The organism is Spiroplasma clarkii (assembly GCF_002795265.1).
GTDB lineage: Bacteria > Bacillota_I > Bacilli_A > Mycoplasmatales > Mycoplasmataceae > Spiroplasma_A > Spiroplasma_A clarkii.
In genome coordinates this window covers 128,770-153,192 of sequence record NZ_CP024870.1, presented here as the reverse complement: position 1 = coordinate 153,192, position 24,423 = coordinate 128,770, and the positions used below count along the sequence as shown (strand labels likewise).

The following is a 24,423-nucleotide window of genomic DNA, read 5'->3' as shown; positions in this document are numbered from 1 at the left end:
AACCAATTTTCATTGGTTTTTTATATTCTGTTTTCAGTTTTTTCATCAAACAAGAAATAGTTATTGAATTTTACTTTGATCTTACTGTATGCTTCAAGTTCAATATCACTTTTGCTAGTGATTGTAATATTATTATCTGAATCAATAGCTCCTCGAATTTCACTTTCTTTACCTAATCTCTCAATGTGGATTACAGTAACTTGGGCATCTTCATCTTTTAAAACTTGCTTGATTTCTTCACTTCTGATACAAAATACAATATTTTCAATTTTTAGTTTGTTGATTTTTTCAATTTCTTCAGGTTTTAGTTTAATTTTTAAAAGACCACTGTCATTTATAAAGTAACCGTCTTTTACTTTTCCTTTAAAATTGTTTATGGTTGGGTTACCAATAAAGTTTGCTACAAAAAGATTTTTTGGATCATTATACAAATCCATTGGTTTCCCAATTTGTTGAATTTTTTGGTTATGCATTAAAATAATTTTTGTCCCCATTGTCATAGCTTCAATTTGGTCATGAGTTACATAAATTGTTGTAGACCCCAGTGATTGGTGCAATTTTACTAATTCAACTCTCATGTTTTCACGCAACTTTGCATCTAAATTACTTAAGGGTTCATCCATTAAAAATAAACTTGGTTTTCTTACAATAGCTCTTCCCAAAGCTACTCTTTGACGTTGACCTCCTGAAATTTCACTTGGTTTTTTATAGAGTAAATGACTAATGTTAAGAATTTTTGCAACATCTTTAACACGGTTGTCAATTACACTGGTTTTTTCTTTTTTCATTTTTAAACCAAAAGCCATGTTTTTATAAACATTCATATGAGGATACAAGGCATAACTTTGAAAAACCATGGCAATATCTCGATCTTTTGGTGGTAAGTCATTTACTCTTTTGTTATTAAATAACAAGTCACCTTTGGTGACTGAGTTTAAACCAACCACCATTCTTAATAAAGTAGTTTTCCCGCAACCACTAGGTCCTAGTAGGACACAAAAATCATTATCATCAATAGTCATATTGATGTCATTTAATGTGTAAACATTATTTCCTTCATATTTTTTTGAAATATTTCTAAGTTCTACTTTCATATTAACCTTTCACTCCTCCTGTTGTTAATCCAGCAACTACATATTTTTGTAAACTAATAAATAGTATAACAATTGGTACTGATACCAATGTAGCTCCAGCAAAATATCCACCATAGTTTTTGAGACGTTCAGAGTTAATGAACATATTTAATCCCACAGCTACCGTGTAATCTTCTTGGTTTTTTAAAATTAGTTGGGGGAGAATTACATCTCCAAAGGGACCAATAAATGACATTAATGCAATTAACACTATCATTGGTTTACACAAAGGCATGATGATTCTGCTGTAAATTCAAAAATGACTACATCCATCAATTCGAGCAGCGTCATCAATATCTTGAGATATTGAATCCATGTACCCTTTAAGTATTACTGTATTACTGGCAACTCCCCCACCTGTATAAATAAAAATTAGAGTAAAGACTGGTGGGATTGAAAATGATGCTTTTAGTAATTCGGTCATAATGTAATACACAATGATACTTGTAAATGAAGGAATCATTTGAGTAACTAACAGTGCTATTAGAAAAGCAGATTTTCCTTTGTATTTAAACCTACTAAATGAATAGGCTGTTAGCGAAACTATAAAGATTGTAAAGAACATATTTGCCAAAGCAATCATTGTTGAATTCAACAATCATCTTAAAAACAAAGTTTCAGCAAACAAACCTTTATAAGTATTTGTAGTAAAAATAAAGTTTTGAATATCAATAATAACTTTTGAGTTTCTATCATTGAAACTTTGTTTCAACAAGATAAAGATTGGATAAAGAATGACTATGGCTCAAAAAATTAAAATAGCATATTTGATTAACAGAGCAAACCAATCATTGTAAGTCATTGGTGGTAAATCTGATAAATTTACTTTAATATCTAATTCAGTTATTTCAGAAATAATGTGTTCTGATAGATCAACATCAATTCTAACAGTCATTTGTCTAATTCTATCAAGTAGAATCATTTGTTGAGATGAGAAGTATTCATAATTTTCATCATTGACAAAGCCAAGATGTTTTTTCTTCTGTTTTAAAAATACCATCATTTCATTTTTTATAAAGTAATACTTGATTATATCTTCAATTAAACTTGAGATGTTATCATTGATAAAATAATTGTCATGAATGTTTTTAAATAAAACTTTAATTACTTGAGTTGCTTTATCTCAAATGTTGATTAAATCTTTTTCAACATCTGCAAAACATTCATCTTGTAATAAATTTTTAAGATTACTTGTAAAAATACCTTCCACCAGTTCTCCAAATTTCTTGTCTAACTGGTTTGCTTTTGCCACAATGATATCTTCTAATAATTTATTACTTTCAACACTTAATTTATTTTTAGAAATTTGAGATGCATAAATGCTTAAGTATTTTGCAAGAATCAGGTAATTGTTTTTTTGATCGTTGTCAATTTTAAAGTTCTTTGTCAGCAATAAAAAGCATGAGGGGATGTATCAGTTTCTATCATTTTTTTTATAAAACGAAACAAGTTCTTTTGAAGTTGTTCTTTCAAATTTGTTAACTGATTGTAAATTTAGTTTTACTGAACCATCACTAATTATTTTTTTAAAGTCTTTATTAAAACTTTCAAATATATCAAAAGTGATTAAATTTAATCGCTTAAATTTTTTAACTTTTTTTACTGACTTAGTTATAGCAAACTCTTGCATTAAGCTACACCTCCTTTAACAGATTTTGATCTCATTAAGATTGTTACTGAAATTGCGACAATGACTCCTGACACAATAATGTTCATAGCAGATGCCAAACCAGCCTTACCAGCACTAATTAATTTATAGATTAATGAAGCAATGGTTTCAGTAGCCCCGGCTCCACCTTGGAGATTAACATCAGTAAAGTAAGGTCCTCCATCTAAGTAAAGATAGATTATACCAAAGTTATTGAATGCTCCCATAAATTGTCCAACAAGAATTGGAGTCATTTGATAAATAATTAGTGGTAAAGTTATTTTAAATAATTTTGATGAGCCCTTGGCTCCATCAATTTCAGCAGCTTCATATAAATCGGTGGTGATACTTTGTAAAATACCTGTAATTAAAACTAAATTGACGCAATATCCTGATCACATTTGGATCATTATTACTGAAATTTTGGCATACAAGGGTACTGATTGAAATGTATCATTACCAAAGAAGTTACTTAAAATACTTCCTGGTAAAAACATTATTTTGAATAGTAGAATCGTTATAAAGCCAGGTATTGCTCAAGGCAATACATAAATTAATCTAAATAATAATTTTCCTTTAACTCTTTTGTTATTTAAAACTGTGGCAAGTGTTAAGGAAATAATAAATGCACTTAGTCATGTAAAGACTGTTCAAATCATAGTTCACCCAAAAATATTTTGCATTGTCTCTGCTCATTCAGGTGTAAAAATTTCTTTAAAACGATTGAAACCATCTCATTGAAAATTTGCTGCATTGTTTGGTTTATAGTTTGTAAATGCTAATAAGAATGTTGTGACAATTGGAATCAACACAACCACAAGGAGCATAGCAATTGTGGGAATTGAAGTCATTACCGGATAACCAATGTCTGTAAAATAATTTTTTGACTCAGTTCAAGTTTTAACTCTGGCACCATTTTTACTTGCTATCGAAATTTTATAAGTACCATAAGCATTAATTAAATTTCACATAATAAACATTGTTAAAAATAATACTGCAAGAGATCCTTCGATTATAAAGTACCTTGCATCACCAACTTCTCATAAGTTATCGGCATGACCCAATTTTCTTAATCCAAAAATACCATCACCTTCGATGTTTCCAAACCCCATTGCATATAACAACAAGATGTAGAAAAATACTGAAGCGAGTATTTGTAGTGCTCCTTTGATAAATTGTTTGTTAATTAGAGTACCCAATCCAGGAAGAATTATTGTTAGCACTGTAGCTAAACAGACTTTTCATCATGAATAGATGATTGGGGTTTTTTCATAAATTTCAGATATCTCTGCTTTATGTTCTAAAGATAATTTTCTTTTGTTCATGTTTTCAGATATCTTTAAGCTTTTACTTTTATGTAGTAACTCAAAATATTTTAAGTGACTACTTCTTTTTGTGATTTGACTTTTATACTCATTGTAAAAAAGCATATTGTTTTGTTTAAAATTTTTATATTTAATTTTTCTAGTAAATAGTTCTTTCAAGTTTGTTGAAATCTTTTTAAAGAATAATTTAAGTTCTTCTTTTTTAATTTTTTTGATTTCAAGTTTTTGAGATTTACTGTCAACTTCTTTTAACAAAGTTTTGTTCTTGGCAATTGCCTCTCTTGATGCTTTTTTTAATTCTAAAAGTTTTTCAAGGTAAATATATTTTGAATTATAAATTTTAAATTTAAATTCACCTTCATAAGAAATTTTTGAATTCAATTCTTCAACAAGAACTTTTAGTTTTAATTTATTTAATTTTTTACTGATTGATGAATCACTTTTAAAATTTAGTTTAACTTCTTTAACTTGTTTTTTAACATCAAGAATTTTTTCAGTTCTTACATTTAAAAATTTATTGTCATGAATGACACCATCTCTTGAGACAAGTAATTTATTTTCTGAGATATTTTTCTTTTTACTTTTAAAGGTATTAATATTTTTTAATAAATTATTTTTGTATTCTTCTTTGATAATATTTACTTGTGTTTTATAATATTGTCTTCCATATTCTTTTTTTGTAGCTGCTCGATCACTTCAAATTTTTTTTATAAACTCAGCATCTTGCTTATTGGCTGAATCTTTTTTTGAAAACATTTGTTTAGTTTTCACTTGAATTGTTAGCAGTGACAATCGAAAAATACTTTTTCCCTGCATATGTAACTTAATATAATTTTTTAATGCAACTATTTTTTCTTTGTATTCTTTTTGTTCAACTTTTTTAATTGTTCTTTTAGTTTGTTCAAAGTCAATTACTGAATTTTTGTTGTCACTTGCAGAGTAAGCTCTAAACATTTCCATTTCTGCTTGTTTCATATTTTTTCCTTTCTAAAATTTACTTCTTTCTTTTCTACTTGTAAAATCAATTTCTCTTTTTCTTTTTTGTAAGTCAAAAAATAAAACTAGTAACATAAAAGTACAACTGATTCCAACAAGTAAATTAATAGACTTTAATCAAATATTGGTATCATACATTATAAAAGTACCAATTGAAAATAATGCTCATACAAAAAATCAAAATATTACAAACACATAACCTACTTTTTTTCTTGAAATTGAAAGGTAGACATACAATACATAAACAATATTTAAGACTGCATTAAAAATGAAAGACACAATAATCATTGTCATTTTATTTTTTAAATTTATATATTCTTCTGCCTGATTTGATAAATTTGCCAATGTGTTTTGATCACTAACTAAATTTCAAATGAAACACATTGATAGAACGACCATATTAATTGCAATGAGTCCAATAATGAACATTGCTTTTTTTTCGCTGATAAATATTTGAGTTTTTTCAATAATATAATCTTTTATATTCTTCATTATTTCTTTTAATAAATAATGTTTATCCTTAAGAATAAACATTATTTTGATTCTAGTTTTGTTCTGATTGATTTTTATTTAAATCAGCTAAACTCTTAATTAGGTCATCAACAAATTTATCTCTACGAGATGTAAATTTTGTATCGTTCATTCAATCTAATGATTTATCTGAAAAGAAACCAAATACATCTTGGAAAGCTGCATCACTTGCAACTCCTGTAACAAGTGCAGCAGTTAATGATGGTTTCATTGCATTATTTCCATGTCAATCATTATCTGTTGCAGTGTCATATGATGAAACGTTTGGTGCTCAACTAAGTGTTGCATTTTCTGATCCATATAAACTTGCTGCTAATCTAATAGAAATTGATTCAAGTCTAAAGATTGCATCTTTTTCATTTTTAATTTTATTTTGATCAGTTCCAATTCAACTTTTATATTCTGAATCTTCATTTATCGCTCTGTTGTATTTAACATCAACTTTACTGTCAAGTGCAGTTTTAAATTCACCAGTTTCTCTAAGTGATTCATCAAGAATTGCAATTTTGGCTGGGTTATCACCTAATTTTGAGAATTGGTCTTTAAAGTTAAATACCCCTCCATCATCATCAAATTTAATTTCTTGTTCACCAGCTTCATTTTTAACTTCAGATGCCCCAAACATTAATTCAACTCATTGTTGGGCAGCTCTTAATTTAGCAGCATTTGATCCAAGTCTAGCATTAAACACCATCATCCCACTACCTGCAGGTGAAAGTCATTTATTTACTCCTTGGCTTTCATATTTATTATATAAATCAGCACTATCTGCTTCACTTCATAATTTTAAGTGGTCAAGCCCAACATAATCCATTTTTGCAAACTCTCTAAATCCTTTTAACATATCAAAGTAGCTTCCGGGTTCATAGTTTACTCCACCAGCAATTTCATTATCAATCATATTTGCTTGAACTGCTGCATTTTGAGATGGGTCTAGCAGATTTTCTGGTAGTTCTGAAATTTGACCAGTTCCAGCAAGTTTGTTTTTTGCTACTTTAAATTGTTGGGCAAATAATTCAAATCATTTACCAACAACTTCTCTAGCTGATGTAGTAAAGTATTTATTAGTTCACACTGATGAGTATTTTCCATCATTTGTATCATAATATGGTAGTGAACTGTCATTTACTCAGTTCATTCCAATATCTGCTGCTTTATAAACAGTACCACTAATTGGGTCACTAACAATATTTGCATAAACTGGGTACATTCATCACATTCCTCTATCAATTAAGAAGGGCACATATGAATTTTCTGACTCAGCGGATCAAGTAGCTAATTGTTTAATTGAAAAACCGTCAGCATTTGCTTTTCAGTCTATTCCTCCATCTGGTTTTAATGTAATTGAATTTAACATTCCCATAGCATTAAATGTAGCTATTGACTTTTCACTTGTAGAAACTACAGCAGTTCCTCCACCAACTCCAAGGTGTTTTGTAATTCCGTATTGTACTGCCTTGGTTTCATTTGAACTTGCATTATTTGATTTAATTTTTGATGCTTTAACTGCATAAGGTAATCAAGCACCTCATTTGTCTGATGAACTCATTGAGGCTCCATCATCTGCTTTAAAGGCAGTTAATTTTTGATTTGCATAATCTTCATTATAGTTTAAATTTTTAAGAATTTGATCTGCTCCTTGTGGAGAGTCAGCTCCTTCAAGGGCAAGAATTGCATTATTTGTTGCCAGTTTTGCAGCTGCATCTACATTTGCTGCAAAAACATCAGGTGCTGAAGCATTACCAACAGTCATGATATCTTCTGGAAGTTGATTTTCATCTTGGTAAGCTTTTCCTTCTAATTTGTATTTTGTTCCATAAATTTCATAGTACTTTTGTTCAAGATCTGCAAACATTTTTGATGCATCTTTATCAGTACCATTGTTTACATATGAATATGTAATAACATTACTTTTACCACCACATGCCACTACACTCATACCTAAGGGTGCAGTTAAACCAAGTGAGGCTGCTATTTTAATTAGATTTTTCACTATTTTTTTCCTTTCAATGGCAGGTTTTCTGCTCATTTTTATTTTAAATCTAAAATTAAAAAATTTTCTGGAACGCAATTCCAAATATGGATAAATTTACGAGTTTACAAAATAAAAGCCTGCAATACTAGTTGCAGGCTTTTTATGATTGAGTGGTTATTTGAATAATAACCTGTTATCACTTAATGAGTGATTAGTGTTCCACAAAGGGAATAATTGTGTTTATTTAAGTTATCTTAAATGGAAGTGAATATATAATGATCAGAGGTATTGCTACCAAAATAATTATTTTATTCTGATCATATACACTATAGATTTCACAGAGCGGCATGACTTGTAGAGAAGGTGCTCTATGAAAAAATTAAAGTATTAAGAGTTGTAAGACTCTTTAATAATTTAACAAAAGTTTTTAATGAATATATCCTGGTTATCATTATTTGAATTGCAAAAGGAAACAGTTCATTTAATGGTTTTTGTGAAGTGGTGTGTTAATACTTGAAGCAAGTATTAACAAAGCAACTGATTTATTAAAGGCAATCAGTTATCCAAAACACAGACTATTATTACAATTAAACAACTATGAATACTATTTTTATGACGAAATGCTTTTGGTAGAGCTAATGTTTTGAAAGGATAAGGAGCGGCTAAACATGAGTCTGAATTTTAGCCGAGAATTGAACTATTAATCTACCAATTGCTTTTAATTGATTATATTTTGAAAGATAGAGAATATTTTACTTATTTTGAAAGGAACATGCTATGATAAAACATGCTTTTATAAACTCATTATGCCAAGCAGTAGTGTTTGCAATAAGCAGTAGCCAAAGAGAAATGCCACTAGGTGAGGAGAAGAACTCACATTTTGCTGATTGCTTCACACAATGCAATGAAGATAATTTGCAATGTAATCTTGTAATGCAAGAACAAGAAATGGGACTGATGACAAATGGTTTATAATAAAGAGCTTAGCCAACTCCTAACTACAAAATTGGGTTTTCTTTGAAGAATAGAATAAAAACCATTAAAAATGTAGGTTTGAGTTGGGAGGGGTGCTATTCAATTGAATAGGTCATGGCCAATTTGCAACAACTCAACTTGACCTCAACAGTATCACCCCTCATTTAATTTATCGTATGATAAAATGCTTTTTCGCCAAAAAGTTTAAAATTTTTTTTAGAAAGTTTTGTTGTTTAAAAATTATATTTAGAAAAATAACAAAAAATAATGAGGGAAAAAATCTAATTGTAGGTGATGCAAATTAAATAGCCAGTGACTTCTATCACTGGCTATTAGAATATTGAGATTACTATCAAAATAACTGTAGCAAAAATTAATTTATCTAAATAAATAAGAGAGTCAACACCAGCGAACCACTAACAAATAAAATTAAAGGTATGCTTTGCACAAAATAATGGCTAAGTGTTTTTTTACTTATAAAATTCTGTTTGTCTTTTCTGACTATATAATATGACAAAATGCTTCAGAGTAATAAACAGATTCCAATGACGACGTGAACTACAATTTTAATCACAAATTTTTTTCACTTTCAAAAACTTTTTATTGTAGTCATATTCTTGTTCACATCTTTTTTCAAAAATTTTTTTATAAAAGAAATTGATCTCACTCAACATTGCTGCTTTGTCAAAATTTTTTATAGTCATATTTTTACCAGTCTCAATTTCTTTGAGTTCAATCTCATTTAATTCATTTGAAACTAACTTTTCAAATAGTTCTATGGTACTCTTTGTATTCAATAATCCGTTATGGTTTAAATAACAATAACTGTTTAGGGAACTAAGAATTTTATAATAACCAATTTCAATTTTTTCTAAATCATTATTAGTCAAATCAAAAATCTGAAGTTCATTATTTCTCAACTCAATGTATTTGTTTTTACTTGCTATTTTTTTAAAAAAATCTATTTCATCAATCAAACCAAGTTTGTTTGACAATTTATTTTTATTAATATGATACCTGTCAACAAAGAAAACTTCTTTCAAGCATAATTTTTGAATGATAGCTTCAAGTACTAAATTTAAATCTGGGTATGAAAGAATTTTTTTATTTTCAACAGGAACAATCGCTAGCAAATTTTTTTGATCTTTCAAATGTTCTACTGCTTCATCACCAGTAAAAAGAACTTCTGAGGTAATCAAATCTCTCAACACCATTGAACTTTCTGTGTGAATAATTTCAGCATCCTTATAAACTAAAATTTCATTTCAATCAATATCTATGTAGTACATTGTAAATCATCTCATTTCATCTTTGCTAATTTTTCTATATTCTTAAATGGAAAATTGTTTTTTAAAAATTCATACACACCATAATTAACTTTCATGAATGGATAATAATTATCAATAAATTCTTTTAAGGCCGCACTGAAGTTTTGATTTTTAATTTTTCTTTTAATAACTAAGTATGCAAAAACTACTGCTGCACTTCTTGAAACTCCAAGTTGACAATGAACATAAATTTCATTTTCTAAAATATTTTCATCAATAAATTTAACTGCTGCTGCAAATAAAACTTCATTAAAATTTGCAACATCATGAGAATCAAATAAATTTAGTGCTAACTTTATTTGAGTTTTAACAAAATAATCATTTTTGAAGTACTCAATATTTTCTCATTCCCTACTCAATAAAATTTCATAGTAGATGTTGCTAATCTTTAATTGCCACACTGACTTTTTCTCGTTTGAAAACTGATCTCCAAGGTATAAATTATCAAGGATTTTTTTATGTGGCATTGCTAATCCTCAATTCCCAAATATTCCTTAGCAACTGTGGCAATGTTAGTAACTCTACCCCCATAAATAATCTGGAATTGGTTTCCCATTTCTTTGATACCAAAGGGTTTTGTTTGATTAATTAACTCCTTGTCAAATTTTGTTTTATCATAAAGAGTTACTCTTAATCTTGAAATACAATTTGTTAAGATTTGAATATTTTCTTTTCCTCCCAGCCCTTTAATTATCAATTCAACCTCAGCTATATCTTTAGCTTTGCTGGTAGTTGGTTATTCATCAGCTTGTTTATCTTTAAGATCTTTTCCAATTACTGCAATTTGTCCATCTCTACCTGGTGTATTTCAGTTAAAGTATTTAATCAAGAAATAGAAAGTTACAAAGTAAATACTTCCCATTATTGGTCCAATAATAAATAACCCTCAAACATTTTGAATATTTCTAAAGTTAACAGCATTAACTGCTATTCAAGTAATGAGACCGCTACCTCTGGTTGAAACTTGAGCAAAATTACAAACATACATTAGCAAATAAGTTATTCCTGTGAACAGAACATGAATCCCATACAGCCAAGGGGCTGTAAATAAGAATGTAAACTCTATTGGTTCAGTAGTCCCTGCTAAAAATGATGCCATCATTGCTGATATAATAGCACTACCAGCAACTTTACGATTTTCTTTTGGAATTACAAAATATAGTGCTAATGCTGCTCCCAGTAAACTAAACATATTTGTTGGGAAAGTTCCGTTAATTATTCAAGTATCTTTTGCTGTTAAAAAGACACCTTCTCCTAATTTAGCAATAGCTACACTGTAAATTCCTTCAATAGTTCTACCTGTACTATCTACTCAAGTTGTTCCAACTGAAGTATAGTACAAAAAATAATTTGTAACTTGATGTAATCCAAATGGAATTAGGGCTCGATTTGTAACTCCATATAAGAATGGGGATGCTGGTCCTAGTGAACCTATTCCTTTTCCAAAAGCCACTAAACCTCTTGAAATGTAAATTCAACTTATTCCCAGTGGCATCCCCACAAGTCAAGCAATTAGGGTTGAAGCTACTGGTGAGAATCTTGGTCCACCAAAAAATGCTAAATATTTTGGAAACTTAAGTCTATAAGTATATTTATGGACAATATATCCTATTAATCCAGCAATCATTCCACCAAAGGCATTGTATTGAAATGACATAACCCCAAATCTTATGGCAAGTCCATTTTCTTTTGGACCTGTTCCTGATAGCATATCAGGATGAATAGATTGGATCATTAGATTGGCAGCAAAATGTAGTGCTGCATAAGCCATAAGTCCAGAAAGTGCTGCTGCAATTTTTTCTTGTTTTGCAAGTCCTGCTGCTAAACCAACTGCAACTAAAAAGTCTATGTTGGTTATTGCAATCATCCCAATATTTTTTATAGCATCTGCAATTATTTTTACAGTACCTTCATAAGTTCCTGCTTCCACAGCAATAGCTTGCATGGCATAACCAACTGAACCTATTAAAGCTAATAATGGAATTACAGTTACTGGGACTAAAATTGCCCTACCAAATGATTCCATAGACCCACGAGCTTTTGATAACCACCCTTTAAATCTGGTTCATGGTGTTATCTGAGTAGATTTTATTTTTTCTTTTTTCATTAATTAATTTTCACCTCCATAATGATTTAATAATAAATATTAGGGAATACTTGGAAAATTATTTCTTAGTTTTTACAAAATATAGAAATTATATAAAGTTTTTTGATTTAGAGTTACCAAAAACAACTTTATTGTCATATTTCAATTTTTCAAAGATGTTTAATAAAATATTGTCAATTAAGTACATTAAAACATATTTTTCAACAAAGGGATTTGCTCTTTGGTCTGAAGAAAAATACTTTCTAATGTTTCCATAAATATGAAAATTAACATTATTTTTTGAAATAAAGTTTGGAGTTGAAGTGACTCCAACAATCATTTTGTATTTTTTAAATTGATTAATAATATTTAAATATCTATCAATTTTTGAGTTGTTTCCAGAAATTGATAGAGCAAAAATTATGGCATTATTAGTTTCAAAGCCTTTTTCTGCATATAACGAAGAGACCATTTCAACATTAAATCCATATTCAAGCAATGTAAAGTAAAAGTAACTGGCAATTATTTTGGTTTTGCCTGTTGCAAAGATTATTATTTTGTTATTATTTTCACATAATTGACTTGCAATCTTTGCAATTAAATCTTGATCAATAATATTATGTGTTAATTTTAAATCACTAAACAAATTATCATAAAAATCTTCTTTTAAATTTTTTTCTTTTTTGTAGTAGTATTGATTTAAAAGATGATCTTTTAAATCCTTAAAACCACTAAAATCCACTTTCTTACAACTCTTTGTGATCAAAGATTCTGATACATTTAATTGGTTACAAATTTTTTTAATTGTCATATTCTCTAATTTATCTATGTTTGTGATAATATACTCAATTACTGTTCTTTCTGTTGATGATAATTTAGTGTTATTAACTAAATGCTCCATATAAACTCTCCTCTTATCTATAACTATTATACCAATATTATAAGTGTGTACTTGGTGCTAGGGGTTGTTTTTAAAACACTTAGTTCAAATTATCTCAAATGTTCATTTTTGAACATATCATTATTAATAAACATGGTTGTAAAATTTAAAAACAACCATTTCAAATTTGCCTAAAGCCTTTTTTGAAAGTGGTTGTTAATTTTTTTTAAAATTTTTAAATAGCGTTATGAACTAGTCTTCTTTTTTATCTAAAGCAGCTTTCACTGTAATAGTAATTTCATCTAATTTGTATTTGCTTTTATTTTCATTAGAATTTTCAATTTCTTCAATTGCTTTTTCAACAGATTTTGAACCTAATTCAGATGCAGACATGTGCACTGTTGCAAAAATATTATTTGTAGGGTTTTGTTTTCAGTTTGAAAGCATAGTAACACTAATAGTATCATAGTCATAACCTACAATGATACCTCCAAGTTTGGTTACTTCTCCAGTAACTTCATCAATTTCTGGTTGCAATCAATCTTTACCTTTTTGATCTGTTTGTAATGCAGACAACGCCCCTCTAGCCATTGCATCACTGTGTGCATAAATTAAATCTGCGCCATCTTCAGCTACAATTTGTTGTAAATTGGCAACAACTTTTTGGTTGGCTTGAATTTCAAGAAACATTCCATTAACTCCCACACCATCTGGTAATGATGATTCATTCATACTGCCCATTCAATCGTTATCAAATAAATTTGTGCTGTGTCATCCAGCATGTCTTGTTGTTGCACTAGTGGTTGCTGGGTTTCCTTGAATTTCATAAACTTTATATTTATCATTTGTTTTTGCAACACCATAGTCTTCAAGGATTTGGTATATGTCCTCAGCCAACTGTGCTGTTGCTTTTGCTCCATCTTGGAAAACTTGTCAATTTGGTTTTTCACTATCTACAAGATCTTTTTCATCAGCAAATGGAACATTTGATGCAATTAAAGGTACATTATTAGCATTAACATATTTTGCAGCTTCAGTTGCTTTCATATCAACTTGTGCAAGTATTATTGCTTTTGCTCCTCCATCAACTGCAGACTTAGTATTTGATAATTCAATACTTGAATCTTGTTTTGATGAAATTCATTTTACTCTATATTTATCTTTTAATTCATCAGTTTTAACATAATCTTCTGCGCCTTTAATATAATCAGTTCAAAAGGCATTTGGATCTTCAGAAATTACTATTTGGATTAAATCTCTGCTATCCCCACAAGCAACTACTGTTGCTACTGATGATGTCAATACTGACATTGTTCCTAAAATACTCATTAATTTTTTCATAATTTTTTTTCCTATATTCTATATGCAAAATGCATAATTAAATTTTTGGTTTTTTGGATAACTCCAAATTTTTTATCAGATAATACTGCCACTAAAATTACAGATCCTTTAACAATCATTTGTCAATAACTATCAATACCAATCATGTTCATAGCTGTGCTTAAAACACAAGTTACAAATCAACCCATTAAAGTTTTAGTAACTCCACCTTTTCCTCCAAGTAAAGAGGTTCCCCCCAGTGCTACACAAGCAATGGCATCCAATTCAAGTGAATTTCCTGAAGTTGGCGCAATACTATTTAATTTACTTACATAAAATAATGCTCCAACAAACACTAGTGCTCCTGAAAAGACATAAACACTTGTTGATACCATTTTGGTTTTTATTCCTGAAAGATGTGAGGCTTTGGTGTTACCCCCAACTGCATAAACATGTCTTCCGTATTTATATCATTTCATTAAGATAAATAAAAATATATAAATCGCAATAGCAATAAAGAATGTTCAAGGTATGTTACCTAGTAGAGGTCTCACTAAAAATTGTAAAGTGTTATTGGGTAAAAGAGTTGCAGTTGAATTTAATAAAATTGAATTTGCTCCTCTCAAGACAATCATTAAGACAAGGGTGAAAATGAATGGTTGAAGTTTAACATAACTTATCAATCATCCAGAAACTAATCCAAAACTCATGGCTGTAGCTAAACTAATAATTAAGGCCAAGTAAATATTGTAATCACTTTCTAACAACTTAACCAACACTGCACCTGAAAAGGCTAGTAATGAACCTACAGATAAGTCAATACCTCCAGTCAAAATAATTAAAGTCATCCCGAAGGCCACTAATAATAAATCTAAATTATTTGTTAGTAAATTGATTCAGGTTCTTTGTGTAAAAAAATATTGATTTGAAAACCCGGCAACAATTGCAATAATTAAAATAATAATTAGTAACTTAGATTGATCTAAAATACTTAACAATGTATTTTTTGTTTTTATCTTTTTTTGTTCACTGTAAAAATCTAGACTTGCAACTTTTCATGTTAAGCGAGATAAACTAAAATTACCTAAGCGATTAATTTTTTCAACTCGCTTATTTATTTTTTCTTCAAACTTTGGTTTCTCTTCGCTGTAAGATAGTTCTCCAAATTTTTTATTCTGATAATCAGATTCAAATTTTTCATAAGCTAAATATTCTCTACTGTTTTTTAATTTAAGTTTCTTCTTCTCTAATAAATTTTGCTCATGAGTTTCAATAAATTCTTGATTATCTGAAATAATTTTTTTGATAGCATTTTCTTTTTTACTTTCAAGTACTTCAATTTTTTTATTAATTTTTATTTCAAAATTTTTTATTTGTTCTTTGAACTTTAATTTTTTTAAGTCAACTAGTGAATCCATTTTTTTATTATATTTTTTTGCCTTTGCATGTAACTCATTAATTTTTTTTGCATAGTTTTGTGAAAAGTCTTGTTCTGCAATTTTAATTTGTTGATCAAATTCTTGTTGACTAATTTGTTTATCGTTCAACAAAAATTCAATTTTATCTTTATTTTGTATTAAGAGAGAATTTAATTTATCAATTTTGTTTTGATTTTTTAATAAATTTCTTTCTCTTATAGTAGATATGTTATAGATCACATCATTTTTTTTGAGATTATAGTTTTCTTTTGATTCAACTAAAAGTTCTATGCTGACATTATACTTGTTAACTATTTGCTTCCTAGTTTTTTCACTATAATCTTTTTGAAAATATTCTAGTTTGTTCATAATATTATCCTTTATATTGCATATCTCAAGATTGTTTCTTGATCCATTTCTGTTTCCAGAATCTCTTTTGTAATTGCTCCTTTTTTCATAACCAAGACTCGGTCACATAAGCCAATGATTTCCGGTAAATCATTTGAAATAACCACAATTCCACCATTGTTATTTTTTTTAAATTCATAGATTAAATCATATATCTCGCGTCTGGCTCCAACATCAACCCCTCGGGTTGGTTCATCAAAAACAATAATTTTGGGATTGGCAGATAAGGCTTTAGCAATCAGTACTTTTTGTTGGTTACCCCCAGAAAGATTACCTGCAATTCTGTCAATGTCTGGAGCTTTGATTAAAGTTTTTTGAAAATAAAATTGTGAATTTTTTATTTCTTTAGCATTTGAAATTGAGTTTAAAAATTTTACCTTAAACTTATCAATTGATGATAGAGAAATGTTAAATTTTATACTTTCATTTAAATGTAATCCTTCAAGTTTGCGATCTTCAGTAACATAATAAAAGTTTTTGCGAATTGCATGGTTGGGACTTTTAAAATTTACTTCTTTGCCTAAGTAAATCATTTCCAAGTTATCCTTTTGGTATAAACCAATTAGCGTTTTAAAAAGTTCAGTTCTTTTTGCTCCAACTAATCCAGCAAAACCTAGAATCTCATTTGAGTTAACTTGAAAGTTAATATTTTTTAAAAAACTATTTGAAAGTGCTCGCACCTCTAAAATTTTTTGACCTGGTTTTTTAAATTTTGCTGGGAATTTTTCAGTGACATTACGTCCAACCATTTTGGCAATAATTTCATCTTCACTCAATTCACCAACCAAATATTCACCAATGAAAGTTCCATCTCGAATGATTGTCATTCTTTCACAAATCACAGGAATTTCTTGTAACCTGTGTGAAATATAAATAATTGATTTATTTTGGGTTTTCATTTTTTTTATAACTTCAAATAATTTTAAAGTCTCTTTATTTGAAAGTGATGAAGTTGGTTCATCCATGATAATTACCTTTGCATCTCGAATAATTGCTTTCGTAATTTCAATCATTTGTTGTTCTGCAACAGATAATTTATTCATTTCAATCATAGGATCAATATTGATTTCAATTTCTTGTAAAGCTTCTTTTAAGATACTTAATTGTTTTTTATAATTTATTGTTCCTAAATTTGTTCTAATTTCTGACCCTAAAAAAACATTGTCTAAAACTGTCATATCATTAACTGTGTTTAATTCTTGGTGAATAATCACCACTCCAAGTTTTTCAGCATCCTTAGTATTTTTGGGGATATACTCTTGGTTTAAATAGAGCATTTCTCCACTAGTTTTTTGGTGTACTCCTGAAATAATGTTCATTAAAGTTGATTTACCAGCTCCATTTTCCCCAAGCACTGCCATACATAAACCTTCATATGAATTCAAACTTACACCCTTTAGTGCCATGACATCACCAAATTTTTTAAAGATATTCTTTAACCTAAGAATTTTTAAATTCTTATTCTTGTGTTCTTTTATCATTTTGTCCTCCATTTGTTAGTTTGTAAATATTTTTGCATGTGCTTTGTAAAATGACTGGTTGTTGTTATATATTTGTTTGTATAATTCAAAGATTTTTTCATATTGTTGTTTATTTTCCAGATTTGGAGTATAGACTGTATCATATGAGACAAAACATTGACAACATTCTGCATATGTTTGTCATCATCCTGAATTAACTGCTGCAATCATAGCAGCACCAGTAGCTGCACCCTCATTGTTCTTTAATGTATAAACCTCAGTTCCAAAAATATCTGCTTGTAGCTATCAAAACAAATTTGGACTTTTAGTAATTTTAATACAACTTTTAATAAATTGCTAGTTTAATAGGAGTGCTTTTTATATCAACTTGAGTATTTTTTCTTAAAAAAGATAAAGTTTGATTGAGCTCAGACAGAGTTGTTTTTAATTTTTTGTGGCATATCTTCAGGTTTCACTCCTTCATTTTCAAGAACAACTTTTGATTTGTAGAGCATTTCATTATCAAATTCAATCATACTATAATAGTTATCACCAAGTGATGCGATAAGGTTACCATCACAACATTGAATTATCATAATCTCTCGTCTGGGTATATTTAATGGTGTTGTGAAATTGCATATAAAGTACTTTTTCTTTTCATAGGTAACAGTTAGATCTCTTGCAACCACTCTAATTGATTTGTGTCCCAAAATAATATTTAGATCTCCCTCAAATTTTTTGAATGAATTTGTAGTAAAATCTTTTTGAAGGGTTACAACATGATTATTTAAATACTCAACAAATTTTGGTAAGACTAGATTGGCCTCATTAATATTTGTGACTTTATTTTGTTCCATAAAGGTAGTGATTGTACCTTTAATGGTTTTTCAGAGCCTTTCAATCCTTGGTTTGAATTGTGGTGAAATTGATGATTGGATGTCAATACCTAAGTTTTTAGCTACAAATGCAAACTGAATTCGAGAATCTTCGGGCGAAGATTCTTTTTTTTCACTCCAAAAAGTTCTGCGTTTGTCAGTTCTTAGCACTTCAAAAGTCCCATAATTTTTTAAGACCGGTTTCAAAGCATTGAAATAACCTTCAGTAGTTTCTTGATGATCAAAATATAATCCTAAAACCTCTCCACTTGCCTCATCAATATAACCATGCAATGCCCAAATCTCCTCATCACTGAATCTTCAAAATGTAGCATCAGCTTCAACAACATGACCATGCCTTTGGGTTCTTGGCTTTGCAATATGGATATTTTCTTTTGCTCTTTCTGTAGCTGAGGAGGGAACCAGTAGACTTTGAGGTCTATTTTTCAACTCTTCTTCTTTTGCTAACAATTTGATAGTTTTTTTATGTGCCAGTTTTGAGCAATGATTTTTAGATCTTAAAATATTGTAAATATATGAATAACTCACCCACTGATAGTCATATCTTTTATCTGCTTTTAAATAGCGCATAAAATCCCTAAAATTACAGTTTAAGTACTCATCCCTAAAAATCCTGCTAATCTCTAGTGCTTGCATATGGGTTCGCTTTTGAGCATGCTTATTGTTTTTATTTTTGTGGATAAAGAAGGCCTCACCAATTTCTTTGTATTTTTTAATGGCATCATAAAACCATGATCTACTACCACCACTTTTTATCAAAAGTTCTCTTTTGGCTGCTTTATCCCTGGATAAAGCAGCCTCCCTAATAATATCTTGTATATGTTTGTTGGTTTTCATTTGTCTTTTACCTCTATAATTTCTTTTCATTTTTATTCCCTGATTTCCTTTATTATTATAATAAAGTCCAAATTTGTTTTGATAACATTTAGTCCTTTTTTGTTTTGATAACAATGGTATAAACCTCAGTTCCAAAAATATCTGCTTGAATTTGTAATCACTCTTTATTCTTTGCACCACCTCCAATTGAAATCAATTTTGGATATGTTTTATTTTCGTTTAGCATTTCATAAATAATTTTTAATGAAAAAGTGATGCCTTCAATTACTGAACGAGTTAAATCAGCAGCTGTTGAATTTGCTCCAAGACCCATAAAGTTTGCTCGAACTTCGGCATTTAAATATGGGGTTCTTTCACCAAATAGTCATGGAGTAAACAAAACTCCATTGGCTCCTATGGTTGAATTATTAACACTCTCCATTAAATCACTGTAACTTTGTTCTTTAAAGAAGCATTCTTTAAATCATTTCAGACTGTAACCTGCAGACAAGGTTACACCCATACTATAAGATAAGTTCTTGATTGCATGATTGAAAATATGTAATTTACCATCAGCAAGCTTGTTGTCTTGACTTACAGAAAGAACCACTCCAGATGTACCAATACTTAATAAATTTACACTAGCATCAATAATTGATGAACCTAGTGCTGAAAGTGCATTGTCAGCTCCTCCAGAAAATACTTTTACTGATTTATTTAATCCAAATTTTGTAGCAAAATCTGGTTTAATAATTCCTACTAGGTGATCTGAACTATTTAGATCTGGTAAAATAGTTGTTGAAATTTTTGACAGCTCACACAATTGCTTGCTTCAAGTATTTGTGTTCATATCTAAAAGTAAAGTTCCAGCAGCATCAGAAAGTTCAGTTTGTAAAACTCCTGTTAAGCAATAAATTAAGTAATCTTTTGGTAAACAGAATTTTGAAATTTTTTGATAGTTTTGAGGTTCATTATCTCTTAACCACAATAACTTTGGCAAGGTAAATCCCTCAAGTGCAATATTTTTAGTTATTGTTAATAATTCATTTTTAAAGTTATTGTTTAAAAATTCACATTCTTTAAAAGTTCTAACATCATTTCATAAAATTGCATTGCGAATTATTTCACAATTACTATCAAGAGTAACTAGGGTGTGCATTTGTCCTGAAAAATTCTTGCCTCAACTTCCCCTAAAGCTGTTGAATCCAAAGAATTTATTTTTGACAAACAATCTTCAAAAGCATTTACCCAAATTTGGGGATTTTGTTCACTAAACCCTGATTTTATTGACTCAATATCATACTCAGAATTAACTGCATAGACATTTTGACCTTCTTTATTTACTAAGATTATTTTTAAAGAACTTGTTCCTAGATCAACACCCATTACATATTTCATTTTAAAACTCCCCTTGAATTACTATTGTACATAATCATTTAAAATTGATTTGTAGATTTCAACATGGTTTGATTCAATTTCTACATCTTTTAGTTTCATTGCATAATCTGAAAGTGTTTTTAAATTTTCTTTGTCTTCAACAATTGCTTTACCAATTCCTGTTGAATAACTTTGATATCTTTTTTCAACAATTTTTTCTAAGAATTTTTCTTCAATAATTTTGGCAGCCCCAATTAGGCCACGAGCATATGAATCCATACCTGCAATATGTGCTAAGATTAAATCTTCAATTGCAAAACTAGTTCTTCTAATTTTGGCATCAAAATTAATTCCACCTTTACCAAGTCCTCCTGCAGCTAAAACTTGATACATAGCTAATGTATTGTCAAGTGCATTTGTCGGAAACTCATCTGTATCTCAACCAAGAATGGTTTCACCATTATTGGCATCAATAGATCCCAAAGCTCCAAAACATGCAGCTACTGCTAACTCATGATCAAAAGTGTGTCCAGCTAAAGTAGCATGGTTTGCCTCTAAATTAAGTTTGAAATATTTATCTAAATTATGTTTCATCAAGAATGCCATAGTTGTTGCTGCATCATAGTCATATTGATGTGTTGTTGGTTCTTTTGGTTTTGGTTCAATTAACATTTGTGCATCTAAACCAATTTCTTTAGCATAGTCAACTGCCATTTTTAAAATTCTGGCAATGTTGGCTTGTTCAAATTTCATATCTGTATTTGGCAATCATTCATACCCCTCACGACCACCTCAAAATACATAATTTTGACCATTTAATTTTTTACAAATTTCTAAGCCTTTTTTAATTGTGGCTGCACTTACTGCAAAAACATCTGCATAGTTTGAACTTGCAGCACCATGAGTGTATCTCTGGTGACTAAACAAGTTAACAGTATTTCACAATAATTTAATTCCTGTTTGTTCCATTTTTTCTTTAATAAGATCTGTAATTACATCTATATTTTGAAAAAATTCTTGTAAATTTTTACCTGGTGGGGCAATATCTACATCATGGAAACAAAAGTAACCAACACCCATTTTTTGCATCATCTCAAATGCAGCATCTACTTTATTTTTTGCTGTTTGCATTGGATCTGAAGTGTTTCAACTTCTTGTTGCAGATGGTCCTCCAAATGCATCAGTTCCCTCAAAACAAAATGTATGTCATCAAGCAATTGCAAATTTCAAATGCTCTTTCATGGGTTTTCCAAGAACTATTTTATTTGCATCATAATGCCTATATGCAAATAAGTTTTTAGTATTTGGTCCTTCATATTTGATAGGACCTATATTTTTAAAGTACTCTTCCATTATTTTCTCCTCTTCAATATGTTAGCATACTAAACTAACATACAAAGATATATTACCATAAGTTATACAAAATAATGAAAAAAAATCTAAAAATTTTAGATTTTTTCAGAAATATAAAGATGGGCCTTCTTAATGTTTAAGAATTTTTTAATAACTATTGCACAACAACCATATAATACAGATCTTTCACCAAGTCCAGAACTAATAATTGTTGTATTGTTAAGATATTGATACTTAATGTTTGCTTTAACCATATCAAGCATTTCAGGAATACTCCTTAGTAATGTTCCATTTAAAATTAATAGATCTGGAGATAACAAAACTATTATGTTGTTGGCAACAATTGACAGGATTCTTGCACCTTCTGTTATAATTTCATTAACTTTACTATTGTTTTTAAACTCATCATGAATTGTTGAATAATCAAGCTCAGTTTTATTTTGAACTGTAAGTATCTTGTCCTCCAAAGCTTTTGTTGAAGCATACAACTCAACACAACCTTGATTACCACAAATGCATTTTAATCCATCTGGTTGATAAATTGAGTGACCAATTTCTCCAGCAAAACCATTGCTTCCTTTAAGTAACTTATTGTTCATAAAGATTCCTGCACCAATTCCACTATTGATGTTTAAATTAACTAAATTTTCAGTTTCATTTTTAAAGGTTGATTCTGCAATGGCAGCAGCATTGGCCTCATTTTCAATTAAAATTGGAAAACTATAAGTTTTTTTTAATTCAGCAACAATATCAACTTGATCAAGATTATATTTGGGACTAAACTCTAACTTGTTGTTTTTGACAATTCCGTGAACCGCAATACACATACCAATGATTTCATGGTCTCTGAACTCTGTTTGAGTTTTAACAACTTCAATAATTTTTAGAATCTCTTGAATTATTGTGTCTTTATCAACCATTTGCTTTTTTGATTCAAATAAAACTATCTCTCCATTCAAAAGATGTATGGAAAACAAAATTTTATTAAAATCAATTTCTATTGCTATTATAATACCTCTATTTTTATTTAGTTCAAGCAATACTGGTTTTCTACCACCTTGAGTGTTTGAAAATCCCATTCCAGTTTCAATTACAAGATTTTGATCAATCAATTCTTTAATAAGTTCAGTCATTGTGGCTTTATTTAAATTGGTTTCTTTGCATAACTTGGCTCGGGAAATAACTTTATTTTTTAATAATTCTTCAATAACAATTGATTTGTTGTTTTGTCTCATTTTTTGTTTATCTATTTTAATAAAGCTCACCTCAATTCTCTATGTGTTATGTAATATAAAAATTATATAACAAATAAACATTTTTCTTAAATCCTTTAAGTAATTAAAATTTTAAAAACAACTACTTCGAATTTGCACCAGGCACTTTTTTAGTAGTTGTTATTTTTTTAAAAGTTTTAAATAATGTTATTGACTAAGATTTTGGATCTAATGCAGTAATAACTGCAACACCAATTTTTTCTTTTGTATGTTTGTTTTTGTTTTGATTTGAATTTTCAATTTCTTCAATTGCTCTTTTCATTGATTTTTCAGCTAATTCTTTAGCTGACATATGAATTGAAGCAAAGATATTTTCTTCAGGTTTTGTTTTTCAAGCAGCAATTTGGTCAATACTTAGTGAATCATAATCATACCCAACAATAATACCTCCAAGTTTTATTGCTCCATCTCCAGCAACTGTTGGTTTTAATCAGTTTTTACCTTCAGTTGATTTACCTAATGCAGTCAATGCACCTCTAGCCATTGAATCACTATGTGCATAAATTAAATCCGCTCCTGCTATAATTTCTGCTTGATGATCTGTTGTAAGTTCATTTGCTTTAGTTTCAAGGTACTGTCCATCAACACCTTTGCCACCATCAAGTTGACTGTCATTATTTTTGAATCAACTATAGTCAAATTTACCTGACTCTGCAAATCCTTTGTGTCTTCCTTTTGCAGTTGGAGTTGAAGGATCTCCTCAAATTTCATAAACTTTGTATTTACCATCAGTATCTTTTACTCCATTATCTGCAAGTGTTTTTGCTATTTTCTCTGCCATAGTTTTTGAAGCTTCAACAGCATCTTGAAATACTTCAAAATTTGGTTTTTCTCCATCAACGCAATCATCTGCAAAAGGAATATTGACAGCAATTAATGGAACATCATTTTGAACCACATATTTTGCAGCTGCTCTTTGATCAGGATTGTTTTGTCCCATAATAACTGCTTTTGCTCCTCCATCAATTGCTGATTGAGTGTTTTTTAACTCATTGTTCGAATCTTGTTTTGAACTTGTTCATTTTACAGTGTATTTATCTTTATAAGTATCAGTTTTAACATAGTTTTCTGCAGTACTAATTAGTTCATTTCAAAATGCATTTGGATCTTCAGGGACAATTAATTGAATAACGTCTCTGCTATCTCCACAAGCAACAACTGCTGTTGAACTTGATGCAATAACTGATAGTGTTCCTAAAATACTCATTAATTTTTTCATTATTA

At 29.2% G+C, this 24,423-nt stretch carries 21 protein-coding genes; 1 reads left to right on the top strand and 20 read right to left on the bottom strand.

The features are described 5' to 3' along the window. Positions 1-20 precede the first annotated feature (20 nt). Genes SCLAR_RS00650 through SCLAR_RS00630 form a run of 5 tightly spaced genes read right to left on the bottom strand, consistent with a single transcriptional unit; the run spans position 21 to position 7,662 of the window. Complete coding sequence (locus SCLAR_RS00650) at positions 21-1,094, bottom strand: ABC transporter ATP-binding protein (protein WP_100254025.1); 1,074 nt, start codon at positions 1,092-1,094, stop codon at positions 21-23. 1 nt (position 1,095) lies between these two features. Further along, positions 1,096-2,763, bottom strand: a complete 1,668-nt coding sequence (locus SCLAR_RS00645) for a sugar ABC transporter permease (protein ID WP_100254024.1) — start codon at positions 2,761-2,763, stop codon at positions 1,096-1,098. Then, a complete protein-coding gene (locus SCLAR_RS00640; protein ID WP_100254023.1) occupies positions 2,763-5,081 on the bottom strand; it encodes an ABC transporter permease subunit in 2,319 nt (772 codons plus the stop codon). Before SCLAR_RS00640 ends, SCLAR_RS00645 begins: the two co-directional genes overlap by 1 nt. 12 nt (positions 5,082-5,093) lie before the next feature. Beyond that, positions 5,094-5,594 carry a hypothetical protein gene (locus SCLAR_RS00635; protein WP_157795118.1) on the bottom strand — a complete coding sequence of 167 codons (501 nt, stop codon included), beginning with the start codon at positions 5,592-5,594 and terminating at the stop codon, positions 5,094-5,096. A gap of 52 nt (positions 5,595-5,646) precedes the next feature. Continuing rightward, positions 5,647-7,662: a hypothetical protein gene (locus tag SCLAR_RS00630; RefSeq protein WP_169921827.1), complete on the bottom strand. Its 2,016-nt coding sequence runs from the start codon at positions 7,660-7,662 to the stop codon at positions 5,647-5,649. Between the two features lie 723 nt (positions 7,663-8,385). Here SCLAR_RS00630 and SCLAR_RS00625 point away from each other — a divergent pair. Next, entirely contained in the window at positions 8,386-8,583 is a 198-nt protein-coding gene (locus tag SCLAR_RS00625; RefSeq protein ID WP_100254020.1) for a hypothetical protein, read from the top strand. Between the two features lie 566 nt (positions 8,584-9,149). Here the strand turns inward: SCLAR_RS00625 and SCLAR_RS00620 are convergent. The 15 genes from SCLAR_RS00620 to SCLAR_RS00550 form a co-directional block, all read right to left on the bottom strand. Next, on the bottom strand, positions 9,150-9,872 hold the full coding sequence (locus SCLAR_RS00620; protein WP_100254019.1) for a hypothetical protein: 723 nt from the start codon (positions 9,870-9,872) through the stop codon (positions 9,150-9,152). After that, the gene (locus SCLAR_RS00615) at positions 9,860-10,378 is read right to left on the bottom strand and encodes a dual specificity protein phosphatase family protein (RefSeq protein WP_100254018.1); all 519 of its coding nucleotides are present in this window, start codon (positions 10,376-10,378) and stop codon (positions 9,860-9,862) included. Before SCLAR_RS00615 ends, SCLAR_RS00620 begins: the two co-directional genes overlap by 13 nt. A gap of 2 nt (positions 10,379-10,380) precedes the next feature. Further along, positions 10,381-10,608, bottom strand: coding sequence for a PTS sugar transporter subunit IIB (locus SCLAR_RS00610; RefSeq protein ID WP_157795117.1), 228 nt, complete (start codon positions 10,606-10,608; stop codon positions 10,381-10,383). Positions 10,609-10,647: 39 nt separating this feature from the next. Beyond that, positions 10,648-12,018 (bottom strand): PTS transporter subunit EIIC, encoded by a 1,371-nt coding sequence (locus SCLAR_RS00605; RefSeq protein ID WP_211277555.1) that lies wholly within the window; start codon positions 12,016-12,018, stop codon positions 10,648-10,650. Between the two features lie 88 nt (positions 12,019-12,106). Beyond that, a complete protein-coding gene (locus tag SCLAR_RS00600) occupies positions 12,107-12,898 on the bottom strand; it encodes a MurR/RpiR family transcriptional regulator (protein WP_100254016.1) in 792 nt (263 codons plus the stop codon). 231 nt (positions 12,899-13,129) lie between these two features. After that, entirely contained in the window at positions 13,130-14,218 is a 1,089-nt protein-coding gene (locus SCLAR_RS00595) for a sugar ABC transporter substrate-binding protein (RefSeq protein ID WP_100254015.1), read from the bottom strand. An 11-nt stretch (positions 14,219-14,229) separates the two neighbouring features. Next, on the bottom strand, positions 14,230-15,984 hold the full coding sequence (locus tag SCLAR_RS00590; protein WP_169921826.1) for an ABC transporter permease subunit: 1,755 nt from the start codon (positions 15,982-15,984) through the stop codon (positions 14,230-14,232). 11 nt (positions 15,985-15,995) lie between these two features. Next, on the bottom strand, positions 15,996-17,504 hold the full coding sequence (locus SCLAR_RS00585) for a sugar ABC transporter ATP-binding protein (protein WP_169921825.1): 1,509 nt from the start codon (positions 17,502-17,504) through the stop codon (positions 15,996-15,998). Between the two features lie 15 nt (positions 17,505-17,519). Next, positions 17,520-17,714, bottom strand: coding sequence for a hypothetical protein (locus SCLAR_RS00580; protein ID WP_100254012.1), 195 nt, complete (start codon positions 17,712-17,714; stop codon positions 17,520-17,522). Between the two features lie 131 nt (positions 17,715-17,845). After that, complete coding sequence (locus SCLAR_RS00575) at positions 17,846-19,246, bottom strand: DDE-type integrase/transposase/recombinase (RefSeq protein WP_157795116.1); 1,401 nt, start codon at positions 19,244-19,246, stop codon at positions 17,846-17,848. Positions 19,247-19,304: 58 nt separating this feature from the next. After that, entirely contained in the window at positions 19,305-20,354 is a 1,050-nt protein-coding gene (gene xylB / locus SCLAR_RS07275) for a xylulokinase (protein ID WP_100254010.1), read from the bottom strand. After that, a complete protein-coding gene (locus SCLAR_RS07270) occupies positions 20,342-20,593 on the bottom strand; it encodes an FGGY family carbohydrate kinase (RefSeq protein ID WP_100254009.1) in 252 nt (83 codons plus the stop codon). The genes xylB and SCLAR_RS07270 overlap by 13 nt, the downstream gene beginning before the upstream one ends. A 21-nt stretch (positions 20,594-20,614) precedes the next feature. Beyond that, positions 20,615-21,925: a xylose isomerase gene (gene xylA / locus SCLAR_RS00560; protein WP_100254008.1), complete on the bottom strand. Its 1,311-nt coding sequence runs from the start codon at positions 21,923-21,925 to the stop codon at positions 20,615-20,617. A gap of 95 nt (positions 21,926-22,020) precedes the next feature. Continuing rightward, entirely contained in the window at positions 22,021-23,160 is a 1,140-nt protein-coding gene (locus SCLAR_RS00555) for an ROK family protein (protein ID WP_100254007.1), read from the bottom strand. Positions 23,161-23,353: 193 nt separating this feature from the next. Continuing rightward, positions 23,354-24,418, bottom strand: a complete 1,065-nt coding sequence (locus SCLAR_RS00550; protein WP_100254006.1) for a sugar ABC transporter substrate-binding protein — start codon at positions 24,416-24,418, stop codon at positions 23,354-23,356. Positions 24,419-24,423 lie beyond the last annotated feature (5 nt).